Annotated in this window: 14 protein-coding genes; 7 read left to right on the top strand and 7 right to left on the bottom strand. The window is 59.8% G+C overall.

All coding sequences use genetic code 11. The features are described from left to right. Positions 1-511: 511 nt before the first annotated feature. Positions 512-1,525 carry an AraC family transcriptional regulator gene (locus NR126_RS25085; RefSeq protein ID WP_027620379.1) on the bottom strand — a complete coding sequence of 338 codons (1,014 nt, stop codon included), beginning with the start codon at positions 1,523-1,525 and terminating at the stop codon, positions 512-514. Positions 1,526-1,870: 345 nt separating this feature from the next. Here NR126_RS25085 and NR126_RS25080 point away from each other — a divergent pair, with 345 nt between their 5' ends. The 7 genes from NR126_RS25080 (at position 1,871) to NR126_RS25050 (ending at position 13,204) form a co-directional block, all read left to right on the top strand. After that, a complete protein-coding gene (locus tag NR126_RS25080) occupies positions 1,871-2,437 on the top strand; it encodes an alpha/beta hydrolase (RefSeq protein ID WP_256832191.1) in 567 nt (188 codons plus the stop codon). Positions 2,438-2,563: 126 nt separating this feature from the next. Beyond that, a complete protein-coding gene (locus NR126_RS25075; protein ID WP_027620377.1) occupies positions 2,564-4,567 on the top strand; it encodes a DUF1302 domain-containing protein in 2,004 nt (667 codons plus the stop codon). Between the two features lie 42 nt (positions 4,568-4,609). Next, positions 4,610-5,968, top strand: a complete 1,359-nt coding sequence (locus tag NR126_RS25070) for a DUF1329 domain-containing protein (RefSeq protein WP_027620376.1) — start codon at positions 4,610-4,612, stop codon at positions 5,966-5,968. Between the two features lie 155 nt (positions 5,969-6,123). Further along, positions 6,124-7,212 (top strand): YCF48-related protein, encoded by a 1,089-nt coding sequence (locus tag NR126_RS25065; RefSeq protein ID WP_027620375.1) that lies wholly within the window; start codon positions 6,124-6,126, stop codon positions 7,210-7,212. A 16-nt stretch (positions 7,213-7,228) separates the two neighbouring features. Further along, entirely contained in the window at positions 7,229-9,748 is a 2,520-nt protein-coding gene (locus tag NR126_RS25060; RefSeq protein WP_256832190.1) for an RND family transporter, read from the top strand. A gap of 7 nt (positions 9,749-9,755) precedes the next feature. Further along, positions 9,756-11,534, top strand: coding sequence for an acyl-CoA dehydrogenase C-terminal domain-containing protein (locus NR126_RS25055; protein ID WP_256832189.1), 1,779 nt, complete (start codon positions 9,756-9,758; stop codon positions 11,532-11,534). A 23-nt stretch (positions 11,535-11,557) separates the two neighbouring features. Next, positions 11,558-13,204, top strand: a complete 1,647-nt coding sequence (locus NR126_RS25050) for a fatty acid--CoA ligase (protein WP_105755619.1) — start codon at positions 11,558-11,560, stop codon at positions 13,202-13,204. 39 nt (positions 13,205-13,243) lie between these two features. On the opposite strand, the gene NR126_RS25045 is transcribed toward NR126_RS25050, so the two are convergent. The 6 genes from NR126_RS25045 to NR126_RS25020 form a co-directional block, all read right to left on the bottom strand. After that, entirely contained in the window at positions 13,244-13,897 is a 654-nt protein-coding gene (locus NR126_RS25045; protein ID WP_256832188.1) for a hypothetical protein, read from the bottom strand. Positions 13,898-14,348: 451 nt separating this feature from the next. Continuing rightward, positions 14,349-14,738 carry a hypothetical protein gene (locus tag NR126_RS25040; RefSeq protein ID WP_256832187.1) on the bottom strand — a complete coding sequence of 130 codons (390 nt, stop codon included), beginning with the start codon at positions 14,736-14,738 and terminating at the stop codon, positions 14,349-14,351. A gap of 77 nt (positions 14,739-14,815) precedes the next feature. Further along, positions 14,816-15,193 (bottom strand): hypothetical protein, encoded by a 378-nt coding sequence (locus tag NR126_RS25035; RefSeq protein WP_256832186.1) that lies wholly within the window; start codon positions 15,191-15,193, stop codon positions 14,816-14,818. 602 nt (positions 15,194-15,795) lie between these two features. Beyond that, on the bottom strand, positions 15,796-16,185 hold the full coding sequence (locus tag NR126_RS25030) for a hypothetical protein (RefSeq protein ID WP_256832185.1): 390 nt from the start codon (positions 16,183-16,185) through the stop codon (positions 15,796-15,798). Positions 16,186-16,282: 97 nt separating this feature from the next. Continuing rightward, entirely contained in the window at positions 16,283-16,657 is a 375-nt protein-coding gene (locus tag NR126_RS25025) for a hypothetical protein (protein ID WP_256832184.1), read from the bottom strand. Next, positions 16,654-18,060, bottom strand: coding sequence for a PAAR domain-containing protein (locus tag NR126_RS25020; RefSeq protein WP_256832183.1), 1,407 nt, complete (start codon positions 18,058-18,060; stop codon positions 16,654-16,656). Before NR126_RS25020 ends, NR126_RS25025 begins: the two co-directional genes overlap by 4 nt. Positions 18,061-18,182: the final 122 nt, after the last annotated feature.

The following is an 18,182-nucleotide window of genomic DNA, read 5'->3' as shown; positions in this document are numbered from 1 at the left end:
ATCGCAAAATCTGCATGCACCGCAGATCCACTGTAGGAGCGAGCCTGCTCGCGAAGAGCCTGAGGGCGCCGCGCGCATTCAGGCAGTACGCGTCATCGTTCACGACCATCGCGAGCAGGCTCGCTCCTACAGTAGAACTGCGGGCAACCTGCCAGATCAGGCCGCCTCGGCGGCTTTTGATTTTGATTCACCGGCCCCATTACCGACGGCTGAGTGGAGGCATTCATCCAAGGGGAGCGCGTAGCGCGCTGCGGCGAAGCCGCAGACATCGAGAGGAGGTGCAGCGAAGCCAACCGGAGGTGATGACCCTGGGATGGATGCCGGAGCGAAGGTACCCCGAGCCTAAGCGAGGGGGCCGGACACTGAGGGGCTTGTAAAAAAGGGAGGCGCCGTAAGGGCGCAACCATAAGCGGCCGTTACCGCAGGAATGGATATGTACTCCGTTATGACGTCATCGCTGGCAAGCCAGCCCACAGTGAAGTATGTACACCGACAGGCGACCGCCACCCCCTTACAACTTCCCCGCACCATGTTTCTGCGCCCGCCACGTCGCCGGCGGCATCCCAAACTGAGTAATAAACCACCGCGTAAACGAACTCGCCATCGAATACCCCAGCATGTCGGCAATCCGCCCCAGCGAGTAATTCGGATTGTCCAGATACCGCAGCACCAGATCCCGGCGCACGTCATTGATCACGTCGTTGAACGCGCATCCATCATCCTTGAGGCGACGCTGCAAGGTGCGCACGTTCATGCCCTGACTCTGGGCGACCTGTTCGATGGTGGCGCGGCCCATGGGCAGCAGCAGATAGATGGCCTTGCGCACTTCGAACAGCATCGAAGCGCCTTCGTTGCTCTGCAACGAGTCGAGGTAGCTTTGGGCGTAGCGGGCCATGGCCGGGTCGGCGTTGGGGTTGGTCATGTCGAGGCTGGCGTCGGAGCAGACGATGCCGTTGAACTCGCTGCCGAACTCCAGGTTGCAGCCGAACAGGCGTCGGTGCAGTTGTAGATTGTCCGGTGCCTGGTGCATGAAATTGACGCTGTAGGGGTGCCAGTGCGCACCGAGCAGGGCAGAGCAGAGGCGGAACATTACCCCGATCGCCAGCTCCATGGCCTGGCGGCTGGGCATCGGCGACTCGGTGACCACCTCTTCACGAATGATCACCATCTTGCCGGCTTCTTCGATGAAAATCGCCAAAGAGTCATTCATCAGGTGACGGTAATGCACCACCACCTGCAGCGCGTCGCGCAGGGTTCGTTGATGGCTGAGCAGCAGGCTGACCACGCCAAAGTCCGAGAGCTGGCGCGACTCGGCCATGCTCAGGCCGAAGGTCTGGCAGCCGCTGGCGGCAGCGGAATCTTCCAGCAGGCGCACGGCGGCATCGATCGGGATGCGATGCTCCGGGGTTTGCAATTGAGCCCTGCTCAAGCCGACACCGGCCAACACATCGCGCGGATTGAATCCCAGGTACTGAGTGACCTCCAGGTAGTTGGTCAACACGGCGGCGCGGACAAGCTTGGGCATGCGTAATTTCTTCTTATTGGCCGATGGCAGATGGCAAGTGCGAGGCGACTATATCCAGCGTTTCGAGCGTTGAACAGTTGTCTGTTGGTCGATGAATGGCGTCGTCAGCAACGCTCGCTCATCCGGCCATTTCGCGTCATGCGTTGATTACAGTGAGCTCGCGGCGAGTCGTATGGATTCTAGACCAGCGGTCGGCCCTTGGCCTTGTCGGACAATTTGTCATCAAAAGAAAAGTGCCTGACGTCCAATGTAAAGCACCCCTGGCCGCCGCTCTTTAATGTCGACACAACAAAAAGAGTCTGGCGAAAGAGCCAGTCGAGTCATCGAGAAAGTGAAGGTGTTGACGTGGATAAACTGCAAACAGCCGCCACCGTGCTGATCGTCCCAGGCCTGCGCGAGCACGTTGCCGAACATTGGCAGACATTACTTGAAGCCAGGCTGGCCAAGGTCCGCAGCGTCCCACCGCTGGAAACCGACAAGCTCGACTGCAACGCCAGGGTCCGCGCCATCCAGCACCAGCTGGAACAGATCGACGGCCCGGTAATCCTCGTCGCCCACAGTGCCGGCGTGCTGATGGTCGCCCATTGGGCGGCGCAGCACAGCGCGCAGATCAAGGGCGCCCTGCTGGCCGCGCCGCCGGACCTCGACGCCGAATGGCCACCGGCCTATCCGTCTTCCACAACCCTTGCCAGCCACGGCTGGACACCACTGCCGCAAACAGCGCTGCCATTTCGCAGCATCGTCGCCGGCAGCCGCAACGATCACCTTGCCAGTTTTACTGCCGTGACCCGCATGGCCGAAAACTGGGGCGCCGAATTGCTCGATCTGGGCGATGTCGGCCATCTCAATCCGGCCGCAGGATTTGGCCATTGGCAGCAAGCCGAGGCACTCATCCTGCAGCTGGACAGCTAGTACAGGAGCCGGCCTGACAGCTCGTCAGCCGGTATTTGCCCTCACTCCTGAAACCGCAGCCCCGAAGAGGTCTGCGCGAGGGCGGCTGCGCTTAAAACAACTACAAAAAGGCGGAGAAACAACGCAATGCACAACAACAAAAGTCACGGGTTCACCACCTTCCACTACAGCCTGCTGGCCTCGGCCATCCTCGCGGCCACGGCGCCGATGGCCCATGGGGTCGAGATAGATACGGGCAACCCGGACTGGAACGTCCGCCTGGACAACACCGTCAAGTACAACTACGGCGTGCGCACCGAAAGTGCCGACACGCGCATGTTGGCGACGCCGAACAACAACGACGGCGACTACAACTTCCGCAAGGCCGGGACCAACATCACCAACCGCATCGACCTGTTGACCGAAATGGATGTGGTTTACAAGAACAACATGGGCTTTCGCGTCAGCGCCGCCAGTTGGTACGACAAGGCCTACGAGAACGCCGGCTCCAACTCCAACCCGTTCGTCAACGGCAACGATGCGCGCTCCGGGCTGGTGGCCAACGACCCACGCCTGGCCGGCGTCACCGGCGACAACGTTGGCAATGGCAGCCCGCACCTGAGCAACTATGCCCAGCGTTACTACACCGGTCCGTCCGGGGAAATCCTCGATGCTTTCGTGTTCTACAGCACCGAAGTCGGCGACGAGTCGATCCTCAGCCTCAAGGCCGGCCAGCACAACGTGTTCTGGGGCGAGACCATTCTCAACCCGGTGCACTCGATCAGCTACGGCCAGTCGGGCCTGGACCTGGCGAAGCTGGCGGCATCTCCTGGCACCGAGGCCAAGGAGCTGTTCGTCCCGCGTAACCAGCTGTCGATGACCTTCACCGTCAACCCGGAGCTGACCGTCGGCGCCCAGTACTTTCTCGACTGGAATGCTGCTCGCCTGCCTGAGGCCGGCACCTATTACGGCGGCTCCGACCTGGTCGGTTTCGGTGCGCAATCGTTCCTCCTTGGCAATACCAACGCTGTTGTGCCTGGCAGCCCTCTGGGTTGCGGCCTGGCACCGTGCAATGCACTGACCAACGTGCGTCGCGGGCATGACCTGACGCCGGACAAAAGCGGTGACTGGGGCGTCATGGCCAAGTGGTCGCCGGCGTGGCTGGACGGCACCCTTGGCGTCTACTACCGCGAAACCTCGGAAATCCTCCCGCAGGCGTACCTCGATGCGCGCGGCTTGACCTCGGCCAACCCCAACGGCACCCGTCCGGCCGGGCAAGTGCCGGCGGTGATCAACACCCTCAACTCCCTGAGCACCGCCACCTACCAGATGGCCTACGCGGACAACATCAAGATCGTCGGCCTGAGCCTGTCCAAGGAGATCGGCGGGGTCAGCGTCGGTTCCGATTTGAACGTGCGCCACAACATGCCGCTGGCGAGTATTCCGGCGATTGTCAGCACCAACAGCCCGCTGGGTCTGGGCCAGGGCCTAGGCCTGTTGCCAGCGCGCAGCGCGGCCTCCGGGGTGGTCTATGACACCCCGCAGAAGGGCGACAGCATGGCCGCCACCGGCGACACCCTGCACTGGACCCTCAACGGCCTGATGACCCTGGCCAAGACCCCGGTGTTCGACTCGGCGACCCTGCTCGGCGAGCTGTACTACAGCAACCTGCTCAAACTCGATAGCCATAACGAGGCGCTGTACAAGGGCAAGTCGACCTATCACGGGATCGACGCGCCGACCCGCGACAACTGGGGCGTGGCGGTCAACTTCACGCCGACCTGGTACCAGGTATTCCCCGGCGTCGACCTCAATGCGCCGATGTCGGTCAACGTCGGCCTCGACGGTGTGTCGCCGGTCTCCGGTGGCGGTGCCAAGGACACCGGCAACTACGCGGTCGGCGTCGGTGCGGTGGTTTACAACAAATACTTTGTCGACCTGAAGTACGTCGACTCTTTCGGCCAGACCGACAAGTGCAATGTCAGCGGAGTGAGTACCGGTGCGACCGGTGGTGACGGATCCACGCCAAATGCCTTCAGCGGCAACGAAAACTACGCCTGTTATGGCGGCGGCTATTCGTCCTTCTCCGGTGGCGGAGCCACGACCGAGGACCGTGGCGCGCTGTACCTGACGATGAAAACCACTTTCTGATTCAAACACTGATTTGCTCAACGCAAGCAGGAGAATAACCCCATGACTTTCATTAAAACCGTGTTGGCCGCATCCCTGGCCATGGTCCTCGCCGCCCAGGCGCAGGCCGCCGTTTCCCCCCAGGAAGCGGCCAAGCTGGGCAGCAGCCTGACCCAGGTCGGCGCCGAAAAAGCCGGCAACGCCGACGGCTCGATCCCTGCCTACAGCGGCGGCTTGACCACCCCGCCTGCCAGCTACAAGGCCGGCGACAGCATGCGTCCTGACCCGTTCGCCAACGAGAAGCCGCTGCTGGTAATCGACGGCAAGAACGTCGACCAATACAAGAACCTGCTCAGCGCCACCACCGTCGAACTGGCCAAGCGGTTCCCCAGCTTCCGGGTTGACGTCTACCCGACGCACCGCACCGTTTCCCTGCCGCAAGCCGTGCTCGATAACGGCGTGAAAAATGCCAGCGGCGCCAAGTCCCTGGAAGGTGGCCTGGCCATCGACAACGTGCTGCCGGGCGTGCCGTTTCCGATTCCGCAGTCGGGCAACGAAGCCATGTGGAACTTCCTGCTGCGCTACCAGGGCGTCAGCATCAATTCCAAGTACGACTCGTGGAACGTCGACTCGGCCGGCGTGGCGAGCCTGGCAACCACCGGGCAGGCCTTCATCTCTTACCCGATCTACGAGAACCTCACACAGCCGATCAGCAGCGCCGACGTCTACTACCAGATGAAACTGGCCTACACCGGTCCTGCACGTCGCGCCGGCGAGGCGATCATGCTCAAGGACGCGGCCAACCCGCTGCAGCAACCACGCCGCGCCTGGCAGTACCTGCCAGGTCAACGTCGAGTGAAACTGGCGCCGAGCCTGGCCTACGACACGCCAAACCCGGGTACCGCCGGTGCGGGTACCTACGATGACGTGTTCGTCTTCAACGGTGCGCTGGACCGCTACGACTGGAAGCTGGTGGGCAAGCAGGAAATGATCGTGCCCTACAACACCTACAAGCTGACCTACGTGCAGGATCCGAAGTCGATCACCACGCCTAACCACTTGGCTCCGGACTTCGTGCGCTGGGAAAAACACCGCGTGTGGGTCGTCGAAGGCACGCTTAAGGCGGGCGCTCGTCACATCTACCAGAAGCGTCGCTTCTACCTCGATGAAGACAGCTGGACCGCTCTGGCATCCGACCAGTACGACGCCCGTGGCCAACTCTACCGTGGTTCGTTCGCCTTCCTCAGCCAGAGCTACGACAAGCAGGTGCCGGATTCCACGCCGTTCATGATCTACGACCTGGTGGGGGGTTCCTACAACATCAACGGCGTCGTCGGCCCGTACGGCGGCATCAAGTACATCGACCCGCTCTCCAAGGCCCAATGGTCCTCGGAATCCCTGGCTGGCAGCGGCATTCGCTAAACCCACCGCAAAAAATCGTGGGCAGAAGAAACCCTGTAGGAGCGAGCCTGCTCGCGAAAAACGTCAACGATAACGCAGGCTGTCTGGATGCCCGCGTCATCGTTCACGACCATCGCGAGCAGGCTCGCTCCTACAGTGTGTTGAGAGGACGCGGTATGGGTTCGAACAAAAAATATCTGAATCTGGCACTCGGTGTCGTGCTCGGTCTGTCGCAAGGCATCAGCCTTGCGGCCGATTACGTCGACGTGCTGGACCTGCCCGCCCGGGTCAGTGCCCTGGCGAGCAACAGCCCGTTGTCCGGCATGACCCGCGCCGGTGAGCGCGTGGTGACCGTTGGCCAGCGTGGCCATATTCTGTTTTCCGACGACAACGGCCAGCACTGGCAACAGGCGAGTGTGCCGGTCAGTGCCGACCTTACGGCGGTGAATTTCCCGACCATCACCCAGGGCTGGGCGGTGGGCAATGACGGCGTGGTGCTGCACAGCAGCGACGCCGGCGCGACCTGGAGCAAGCAGCTTGACGGTCGGCAGATCGGCGCCTTGCTGGTCGAGCATTACGCGGCGTTGGCCAAGGCCGAGCCGGACAACGAACAGTGGGCGTTGCTGGCCGAAGAGGGCCAGCGCCTGGTGGAGCAGGGCGCCGACAAGCCGCTGCTGGATGTGTGGTTTGCCAATGAGCAGACCGGCTACGTGGTTGGCGTGTTCAACCTGATCCTGCGCACCGACGACGGCGGCCAGAGCTGGACGCCCATGCAGGACCGCACCGACAACCCCCAGGGCTTCCACCTCAACGCCATCGCCTCTACCGGTGACGCGCTGTACATCGCCGGCGAGCAGGGCCTGTTGCGCAAGTGGGACACCGCCAGCCAGCGGTTTGCCGCGCTGCAAACACCCTATCAGGGCAGCTTTTTCGGCGTGCTCGGCAAGCCCGGCGAAGTGCTGGTCTACGGCCTGCGCGGCAACGTCCTGCGCAGTACCGATGGCGGGCAGAGCTGGACTGCACTGGACAGTGGCCTGCACATCAGCCTCACCGCTGGCCTGATCGATGCCCAGGGCAATTACCGATTGTTCACCCAAGGCGGACAGATGCTGGTCAGCCAGGGCAGCGGCGCGCAACTTAAGCTAATGACGCAACCGGCACCGATTCCGGTGGCCGGCGCGACGCAATCCGCCACGGGCGCGCTTGTGGTCGCGGGCAGCCGTGGCGCGCGCACGTTGGCGATCGATCCAGCCCTCGAACCCTAAGAGCGAGAACCCAGACATGGGCACTATCAAACAAGACGCCATGCCGGTCATTCGCGACCTGCGTGACTTCGATCGTAACTCCGGCAACCGCCTGGAACGCCTGGTGTTCAACTACCGGCCGTTGTTCATGCTGCTGATGGCCGTGGCCACGGTGGTGTTCGCGTTCATGGCGGTGACCCGCCTGGAGCTGCGCCCCAGCTTCGAAAAAATGATCCCGCAGAGCCAGCCGTACATCCAGAATTTCCTGGAAAATCGCGCCTCCCTGCGCGGCCTGGGCAACTCGGTGCGGGTGGTGGTGGAGAACACCCAGGGCGATATTTTCGACCCCGGTTACCTCAACGTGCTCAAGCAGGTCAACGACCAGCTGTTCCTCACCGAAGGCGTCGACCGCGCCTGGATGAAGTCGCTGTGGAGCCCGGCGGTACGCTGGACCGAAGTCACCGAAGAGGGCTTCCAGGGTGGCCCGGTGATGCCCGACACCTACGAGGGCAAGCCGGAACAGATCGAACAACTGCGGCAGAACATTGCCCGCGCCGGCATCGTCGGCAGCCTGGTGGCCAGCGACTTCAAATCGAGCATGTTGATCATCCCGCTACTCGACAAGGCCGCCGCCGGTGGCCAGCCGATCAACTACCACGCCTTCTCGCGGATGCTTGAAGAAGAGCTACGGGACAAGATCGAATTCGCCGGCGACAGCGCCGCGCGCAAGGCCGGGGAGGAGGGCAAGGGGCCGTACAAGGTGCGGGTGATCGGTTTCGCCAAACTGATGGGCGACCTGATCGACGGGCTGATCCAGGTGATGATGTTCTTCGCCCTGGCGGTGGTCACTTCGCTGGTGATCATTTATGCCTACACCCGTTGCGTGCGCAGCACTTTGCTGGTGGTCGGCTGCTCGCTGATCGCGGTGGTCTGGCAGCTGGGCATCGTCGCCTGGCTCGGCTACGTGATCGACCCGTACTCGGTGCTGGTGCCGTTCCTGATCTTCGCCATCGGCGTGTCCCACGCCGCGCAGAAGATGAACGGCATCATGCAGGACATCGCCCGTGGCACCCACAAACTGATCGCCGCGCGCTACACCTTTCGCCGCCTGTTCATCGCCGGGGTCACCGCGCTGCTGGCCGACGCCGTGGGGTTCGCGGTGCTGATGCTGATCGATATCCCGGTGATCCAGGACCTGGCAATCAGCGCCAGCATCGGTGTCGCGGTGCTGATCTTCACCTCGCTGCTGCTGATGCCGGTGGCGCTGTCCTATGTCGGCGTCGGCGCCAAGGCTGCCGAGCGCGCGCTGAAAATCGACAGCCGCGCCGACCACCACAAGGGCTTCGGCAAACTCTGGGACCTGCTCGACCGCTTCACCACCCGCAAGTGGGCCACCGGTGCGGTGCTGGTCGGGCTGTTGATGGGCATCGGCGGCTTCATGGTCAGCCTGCACCTGAAGGTCGGCGACCTGGAAAGCGGTGCTCCCGAGTTGCGCGCCGACTCCCGCTATAACCGCGACAACGCCTACATCACCCAGCACTACGCGCTGTCCAGCGACCTGTTCGCGGTGATGATCAAGACCCCGCCGGAAGGCTGCCTCAACTACCAGACCCTGGTCCTCGCCGACCGCCTGGCCTGGGAACTGCAGCAGTATCCGGGGGTGCAGGCCAGTGCTTCGCTGGTTAACGCGGTACGGCAGATCACCGCCGGCACCTACGAAGGTAACCCCAAACTCAACAGCATCCAGCGCAACCAGGACGTGTTGAACTACGCCGCGCAGCAGGCCTCGGTCAACTCGCCGGAGCTGTTCAACAACAACTGCTCGCTGATGCCGGTGATCACCTTCCTCAAGGACCACAAGGCCGAAACCCTCGACGCCGTGGTCGCCATCGCCGACAAGTTCGCCAAGGAGAACAGCAGCCCGGACCGCCAGTTCCTGCTGGCCGCCGGCAGCGCCGGGATCGAAGCGGCGACCAACATCGTCGTGCGCGAGGCCAACCGCAGCATGCTGTTGTACGTGTATGCGGCGGTGACCCTGTTCTGCCTGATCACCTTCCGCAGCTGGCGCGCGACCCTGGTGGCGCTGCTGCCGCTGGTGCTGACCTCGATCCTCTGCGAAGCGCTGATGGTCGCCATGGGCATCGGCGTCAAAGTCGCCACATTGCCGGTGATCGCCCTGGGCGTCGGCATTGGCGTCGACTACGCGCTGTACCTGCTCAGCGTGCAACTGCACTTCCAGCGCCAGGGCCTGCCGTTGTCCGAGGCCTACCGCAATGCGGTGTCGTTCACCGGGCGGGTGGTCGGGCTGGTGGGCATCACCCTGGCCGCTGGCGTGGTGTGCTGGGTGTGGTCGCCGATCAAGTTCCAGGCCGACATGGGCATCCTGCTGACCTTCATGTTCCTGTGGAACATGCTCGGCGCGCTGATCCTGATTCCGGCGCTGTCGTACTTCCTGTTGCGCGAGCGCGTGCCTGCCGTGGCCCCCGTCACGCCCGCCGTCACCACCGAAACCACTGAACGTCCTGGCGTGCCCCATGCCATGACCACTTCCGAGTAAGCCAACAATGTCTGACTACAAAGCTCCCCTGCGCGACATGCGCTTCGTACTCAACGAGGTTTTCCAGGTGTCCCGGCTGTGGGCCGGTTTGCCCGGGCTGGCCGAGGTGATTGATGAAGAAACCGCTGCGGCGATTCTCGAAGAGGCCGGCAAGCTCAGTGCCGAAGTCATCGCCCCGCTGAACCGCGCCGGCGACGAACAGGGTTGCACCTGGAACAACGGCCAGGTGACCACCGCCGACGGTTACGTGGCGGCCTACCAGGCGTTCGCCGAGGGCGGCTGGGGCGGTGTCGGCGGTGATCCGCAATACGGCGGCATGGGCATGCCCAAGGCGATTTCGGCCCAGGTCGAAGAGATGGTCAATGGTGCGAGCCTGGCCTTCGGCCTGTTCCCGATGCTCACCGCCGGGGCCTGCCTGTCGCTCACTGCCCACGCCAGCGAAGCGCTGAAAGCCAAGTACCTGCCGAACATGTACGCCGGCACCTGGAGTGGTTCCATGTGCCTGACCGAGGCCCACGCCGGCACCGACCTGGGCATGATCCGCACGCGCGCCGAACCCCAGGCCGATGGCAGCTACAAGGTCAGCGGCAGCAAGATCTTCATCACCGGCGGCGAACACGACCTCAGCGAAAACATCATTCACCTGGTGCTGGCGCGCCTGCCGGATGCGCCGGCGGGGCCCAAGGGCATCTCGCTGTTCCTGGTGCCCAAGGTGCTGGTCAACGATGACGGCTCGCTGGGCGAACGCAACGCGCTATCCTGCGGCTCCCTCGAGCACAAGATGGGGATCAAGGCATCGCCCACCTGCGTGATGAACTTCGACGGCGCCACCGGCTGGATCGTCGACGCGCCGAACAAGGGCCTGGCGGCCATGTTCACCATGATGAACTACGAACGCCTGGGCGTCGGCATCCAGGGCCTGGCCCAGGGCGAGCGCTCCTATCAGAGTGCCGTCGAATACGCTCGCGAGCGCCTGCAAAGCCGTGCACCGACCGGCGCGCAGAACAAGGACAAGGCGGCCGACCCGATCATCGTCCACCCGGATGTGCGGCGCATGTTGCTGACCATGAAGGCCTTGAACGAAGGCGGTCGCGCGTTCTCCAGCTATGTCGCCCTGCAACTGGACATCGCCAAATTCAGCGAGGAGGTCGATATCCGCAGTCGCGCTCAGGATCTGGTGGCGCTGCTGACTCCGGTGGCCAAGGCATTTCTCACCGACATGGGCCTGGAAACCACCCTGCACGGGCAGATGATTTTCGGCGGCCACGGCTACATCCGCGAGTGGGGTCAGGAGCAACTGGTGCGTGATGTGCGCATCACCCAGATCTACGAGGGCACCAACGGCATCCAGTCGCTGGATCTGGTCGGGCGCAAAATCGTCGGCAGCGGCGGGGTGCTCTATCGCCGTTTCGCTGCGGAAATTCGCCACTTCAGCGCCACCGCCTGCGCCGACCTCAAGGAATTTACCCAGCCGTTGAATGCCGCGGTCGATACCCTCGACGAACTGACCGACTGGCTGCTGGACCGGGCGCAAAACGACCCGAACGAAATCGGCGCGGCCTCGGTCGAGTACCTGCAGGTCTTCGGCTACACCGCCTATGCCTACATGTGGGCGCGCATGGCCAAGGCGGCCCTGGGTGGCCCGATCGAGGACGATTTCTACAGCGCCAAACTGGCCACTGCGCGCTTCTATTTCGCCCGTCTGCTGCCGCGCATCCATTCGTTGAGTGCCTCGGCCAAGGCCGGCAGCCAGTGCCTGTTCGGTCTGGACGCAGCGCAGTTTTGAGTGCCAGGACAAGGAACCCCCGCATGATCACCACCAAAATCATTCCGCCGGCCGAGGGCGCCTACGCCTACCCGTTGCTGATCAAGCAATTGCTGCTGTCCGGCGTGCGCTACGAGCCGGGCCGCGAGATCGTCTACGCCGACAAACTGCGCTACAGCTACCAGACCCTCAACCAGCGCATCCGCAAACTGGCCAACGCCCTGACCGCCGCCGGGGTCAAGGCCGGCGACACCGTGGCCATGCTCGACTGGGACAGCCATCGTTATCTGGAGTGCTTCTTCGCCGTGCCGATGATCGGCGCGGTGCTGCACACGGTGAACATTCGCCTGTCAGCGGAGCAGGTGCTCTACACCATGAACCACGCCGAGGACGACCTGGTGCTGGTGCATGATGACTTCCTGCCGCTGATGGAGCAGATCCAGGACCGCCTGACCACGGTCAAAGGCTTCGTGCAACTGAGCGACGACCCGCAGCCGACCCGCACGGCGCTGCCGGTGCTCGGTGAGTACGAGCAACGGCTGGACGCCGCGGTCGACCAGTACGACTTCCCCGACTTCGACGAAAATTCGGTGGCGACTCTGTTCTACACCACCGGCACTACTGGCGACCCGAAGGGCGTGTACTTCAGCCATCGGCAACTGGTGCTGCACACCCTGAACGCCGTCGGCACCCTGGGTGCCTATCAGGGCCAGCCGCTGCTGCGCTCCGACGACGTGTACATGCCGATCACCCCGATGTTCCATGTGCACGCCTGGGGCGTGCCCTACGTCGCCACGCTGATGGGGCTGAAACAGGTCTATCCGGGCCGCTACGAACCCAACCGCCTGGTGCAGTTGTACCGCGAGGAAAAGGTCAGCTTCTCCCACTGCGTGCCGACCATCCTGCAGATGATCCTGCACTGCGACGAGGGCAAGCAGGCCCGTTTCGACGGCTGGAAAATGCTCCTCGGCGGCAGCGCCTTGCCCTTGGGCATCGCCAGCGAAGCCAGCGCCAAGGGCATACGGGTGCACGCCGGCTACGGCATGTCGGAGACCTGTCCGCTGCTGTGCCTGACCCACCTGCGCGACGCCGACCGGGCGTTGTCCATGGAGGAGCAACTGCCGACGCGGATCAAGACCGGCACCACGGTGCCCATGGTCGACCTGAAAATCATCGACGCCAATGGCAACGATGTGGTCCACGACGGTGAGTCACTCGGAGAAATCGTCGTCCGTGCCCCCTGGTTGACCCAGGGCTATTTGAAGGCGCCGGACAAGGGCGCCGAACTCTGGCAGGGCGGCTGGCTGCACACCGGCGACATGGCCTCGATCGATGCCTTGGGCGGGGTGGAAATCAAGGACCGGATCAAGGACGTGATCAAGACCGGCGGCGAATGGATCAGCTCCCTGGAACTGGAAAGCCTGATCAGCGAGCACGCAGCGGTGCTGTCGGTGGCGGTGGTGGGGATTGCCGACGATCAGTGGGGCGAACGGCCGATGGCCATGGTGGTGTGTGAACCCGGCCAGTACCTCGACCGCAAGATCCTCGAAACCCACTTGCAGGGCTTCGTCGAATGCGGGCGAATCAACAAGTGGGCGATTCCCAAGCAGTTCAAGTTCGTTGCCGAGATCCCCAAGACCAGTGTTGGCAAGATCAACAAAAAGTTGATTCGCGAAAGCGTGCTGGATTGACAGACCGTGTGGCGAGGTCATCCTCGCCACACGCCAGGTTTAAAAAACTACCCCCAGTTTGCCGCCAATTTCATCACGCACCTGTTTGTCGTAGTCGCTGTGAGTGAACTGCCCGTCAAGGTCATAGTTGAAGCGGTTGTAATACACCATGGCAATGATCGGCAGGTCGCCCTGTTGATTGAACAGCAGGCTGAGTTCGATGTAAGGGTCGGTACTGTCTTTCAAATCCTCTCGTTCATTGTCGACGCCATGGATATTCAGTTGCGCATCACCCTGGATCGACTGGCGAACACCGACTTCCACCCGAAAGGTCGCATCGCTGAACAGGTGGTTGTAACCCGCCGCCGCTTTAACGAAGGGCGTCCGACTGGTGAGATCAACGTCGTATTTGTTATAGCCCGGATCGAAGCGGTTCCACTTGTAACCCGCCCCCAGCAAACCATCGACAAAGTTGCTTGAATCCAGCGCCATTCGCCAGCCCACATCGAGGTCGACCTGACTGTCCTCAACCTTCTGTCCCTGCTTTTCCGAGTACTGCCCGGTGATCTCGGCCAGATAAAACAGCCCGTCGTGGGCGGTCATCTTGTTGCCGTAATTCAGAAATAACCCGCCTTCTGGCATGCGCTCGGTTTGCGTGCTGCGTTGCCCTTTGAACTCGAGTTCGCTGTAGCTGCCCAAGACGCCAAAGGACACTATCGGGTCTGCAGAAACTGCAGCATGGGAAGTTGCCGGTGCACTGACAACACTACAAGTGCAGACAACAACAATGGGAATGGCCTTGTTCACAAGAACACCATTGATGTGCCGCGGGTCCGAGATGGATTCGCTCTTAAGTCGAATGTAGTTGGTTTCTGTAAGTTGTTTATTCAGGGTAAGTAAATGGCGACGAACGGTGATGGTGTTCTGGATCCAAGTTGGGCGGGGTGCCTGTTTTTGTTGGGTATGGGGCGTTTATTTATTTTTTTGTGGGTTGGGTTAGTTGAGGTGGTACTGGGGAGGGGGCGGTTTTTTATTGACGCCAAAATGGGAAAGCATCTTGTTTTATGTAACGTGGGTGAGCGTAAGCGCTCAGCGACCAGCCCCTATGTCTCAAGCTAGGGCTTTCGTCAGTCCGATCCTTAGCCAACGGGAGGGGATTGCAGAGTTATTTCAGTATTCCAGATTTTCTGAGAAAAAATAGTGTAAACATTGCAGTGACTAGCGTGATCCCTGCCCATTGGAGGATGACTAGTTTTCGTTTGAGGTGCGCAGGGAAACTCCTTATGTCATCTGCATTAATGCCGCCATGCTTCATATGAAAGTTTGGAAATGTAATTACCCCTGAGATGCTGACGACTAGGATGAGTTTCCCCCATGGACCGGTTTGATCGTAAAAAGAAAATGTCGTGATCAGAGGGCTGTTCTTCAAATGCCTGAGCATTTCGTCCATCTTTGTATATGCCATATGTAAATTAACGCCCATCCAGATGAAAATGCCTCCGAAGTCCAGTAGTCCGGCGGTGAGAAATATTTTGTCGGCAAGGCTTATGCTCATCTGAATATCTCGCGAATTACCATAAATGCCGCAAGCCAGCTTGCTTGTGAACTTCTGAGTCGATCCGAAATGGGTTTTTAGATTTCGAATGCTTCTATAATTTCTGCTAAAACCACAAAAATCGACGTGGAGGTCAGTAATACAATTACGCTCCAGTGTAGCGCTACAAGTTTTTTCGTCATCGACTGCGGAAGTTTTGATAGATCTTCGGTGCTGAGACTACCTTGCTTGAGAAAAAAACCAGGGAAGGTAACGATCCCGGAAACTCCCCCAATCAATAGCAATTTCCCCCACGGGCCGGAATAGTTGAGAAACGCACGCTCCTTGATTGCAGAGCTGTTTTTCAGAAGCTCCAGAATTAGTTCCATTTTTGTGTAGGCCATATGCAGTGCGACAGCTATCCAAATCCAAATGCCAAGGACACCCAGACCACAAAGCAGGCTGATGATGGTCATGGAGGTTGTCATTTTGTACGCTCATAGAGGTTGGCGCCCTACAGTACACAGCAGAGCGGATTGGTTTCTAGAAGGTATGCAGTTATTTCAATATCCCTGATTTCCTGAGAAAAACTAGTACGAACATACCAATTAGTAGTGTGATACACACCCAGTGGATGAAGACTAGTTTTCGTTTCAGTTTCACAGGGAAGTTTCTTATGTCATCAGCGTTGACGGTGCCGTGCTTAATGTACAGATTTGGGAATGTGAGAACTCCAGAGATGCCACCAACCAGCAGAAACTTTCCCCAAGGCCCTCTTTCATTTAGTGGAGTCAATGTTTTGCTCAGTGAGCAGTTTTTCAGGTGGTCCAGCATATCCTCCATTTTGGTGTATGCCAGGTGTAGGCTAATACCTATCATTATGAAAATTCCTCCGAAGTCCAGTAGTCCTAAGGTGACGAATATTTTGTCGGCTGTGCTTATGGCCATGTTTTAACCTTGTAGAGTGTGAAGTGTTTCTCCATTGAGTCCGCGAAAGTGTTGAAGGAATTGGAGGGTTTGTGTAATTTCTGCGGTAAGAGTCAGAGGGTATGTGTGGCTGTTTTTTTCTGGTTGGCTGTCAGAGTTCATAGACTTCTATTATTTCTGCTAAAACTACGAAGGTTGTCAAAGAGGTTAAAAGAGTTAAAGCGCTCCAGTGCAATGCGACGAGTTTTTTCTTTATAGGACGTGGAAGGCGCTCTAAATCTTCGGTACGGATACCTCCGCGCTTAAGGTAAAAGCCCGGGAAGGTCACGATTCCTGAAACTCCTCCGATCAGCAGCAATCTTCCCCATGGGCCGCCGGAGTTGAGAAATGCTCGGTCCCTGATTGCTGAACTATCACTCAGAAGCTCCAGCAACAAGTCCATCTTGGTGTAAGCCATGCGCAGCGCCACTGCAATCCAAATCCACATTCCAAGAATAGCTAGCCCGCAGAGCAAACTGACAACAGTCATGGCGGTGGTCATATGATATGCTCATGGATTAGTTCGATCATGTATTTTCATTAGTTTCACTGAGAGTCTCCCTGCAATACTAAGTTATTTTCTGCAAAGGGTTAGGTCGTTAATAGGAAATGGCAAGCATCCAGGCTGCACTTACCATTAGCATCGTTATTTCGATCTTAAGCAGGCGTTTCAAGTGAGGGGGGAAGTTGGATACATCATCGCGGTCAAAATCCCCTAGGCGAATATAAGACTTCGGAAACATAATCATTCCTGCGATTTTATTGATCAGAAGCATGCCTCCGAACCAGCCTTGTTTTCGTAGAGTCTTCCCCCAGATGTAAATGTAGCGGCTGTTGGGGAGGGCGTTCATCATGGCGTCGAGGTGGCGGCGGATCAGGTATAAATTGAATAAGATTTTCATGGAGAACAATATAAAAGGTCCGGCCAATAACCAAAAGTTGCACCATGACGCACAAAAAATCTCCTCGTTCAAGGCCTTGTTAGCTCGTACAGCGTTGCACCGAATTTTTCACCGCCTTCTGCAACTTCCGTTGTACCCAACCAAGCGCCAACGCCTACGAGGCTTGCAACGCAAACAACGCCTCCTACTCCAGTTGAAATTCCAAGTGCAAGGCAGATCGGACCGCTGGCACGAAGTCCCAGCTCTCCACCAACCCATCCCCCAAATGTTGACCCAAGAAACTTCCCCCCCTGTTCAAATGCAACCCTCTCACAAGCCGTCCCGGAGTCTGCCCTACACACCTCCAACACCGCCAGCCCTGAAGAAATCCCTCCAATACCAATGCCGATGACACCCCCGGTCTTCATGTATTGAACAGCACGGCTGGTCGAACTCACATGAGTCGCATATCCCGGTATCTGCCCCGGGCCACCGGCTTTATCCCAGTGATGCACCAGGCTACGACTGGAAATGCCAAGAGCGGTCTTCAACTTTGGGTGATCGCCCAAGGTTGTCTGGCCGCGCAGGCGTGTGGAGTTCAACAGATGAGCATCCAGTTGGGTCATCAGACGCTTGCGTTCGTCGAAGAACGATTGCGACCTCAGGTGTCCATGCCGACGATAGGACTCCTGGTGCAGGAGCTCCATGTCCTGGAGGGTGTTGCGCATTTTGGTCAGGTGTTTTTCCATCACCACTGCACTGACACCGAGCCAGGTTGAGGTCTCACCGGTGTAGCTGACGATTTCGGCCGCGTGGCGAAACATGAAATTGGCATCTTCGGCACTCAGCGGCGCAAGCGCGTCATGGGTCTCAGCCGCCGCCTGCATCAATACTGCCTCTTCCCGACTGCACTGAAAGTTCCGCGGATCACTCAGCACAATCATCGACCCCGCCTTCACCTCTCCACGATGAGGATTGAGCGCCTGGAATTTGCGCATCACCACCGGGTCGCGGGTGGGGAAGAGGGTGGCTTCGAGGGCTTCGCGGGTGGTGCTTTTGGGCACGATGTAGAAGCCGGGTTCGGCGCCGGCGAATCCGCTGATGGGCGCGGCGGCGGGTTGGCTCGACAGGGTGAAGCTGGACGGCTGCGGCGTCGGTCGCGGAGCGGATGTCGGGGTGGCTTCGGCGGTGCGGCGCATCGGTTGCGCGGCTGAGGGTTGTTTGACGTATCGCGCGGTGTAGACCGAGGGCGTCAGCGTGGCTTTGCAGGGGCAATTGCTGCGGCTGTCGAGGGTGCCGGCCATCAGCCTGCCGTGGCTCTCCATGTGGGAAATACCGCCGACGATGCGGTAGGTTTTGCCGTTTATCCCGCAGGTCACCCGATCGCCTTCGCAGGCATGCAGCAAGCCGTACAGGTTGATTCGCGGATCACCGTCCAGTACTTCGCCGCCGCAACTGGTTTTATCGCCCAGGCCAATGAAAAATCCTTCACTCATGGATGTTGCTCCCTGTTAAGTGACCGAGTTCAAATTGATTGCGGTCGTGCTTCAAGTTCTATGCAACAGGCATCGATCGACCATTGGCTAGTTCTTGTAGCTACAGGTCGTTGCTGTCGCGG

It is taken from the genome of Pseudomonas sp. Pse1 (genome assembly GCF_024519635.1).
Taxonomy (GTDB): Bacteria; Pseudomonadota; Gammaproteobacteria; order Pseudomonadales; family Pseudomonadaceae; genus Aquipseudomonas.
The sequence above is the reverse complement of the archived record's forward strand: the minus strand, read 5'-3'. Positions and strand labels throughout refer to the sequence as shown.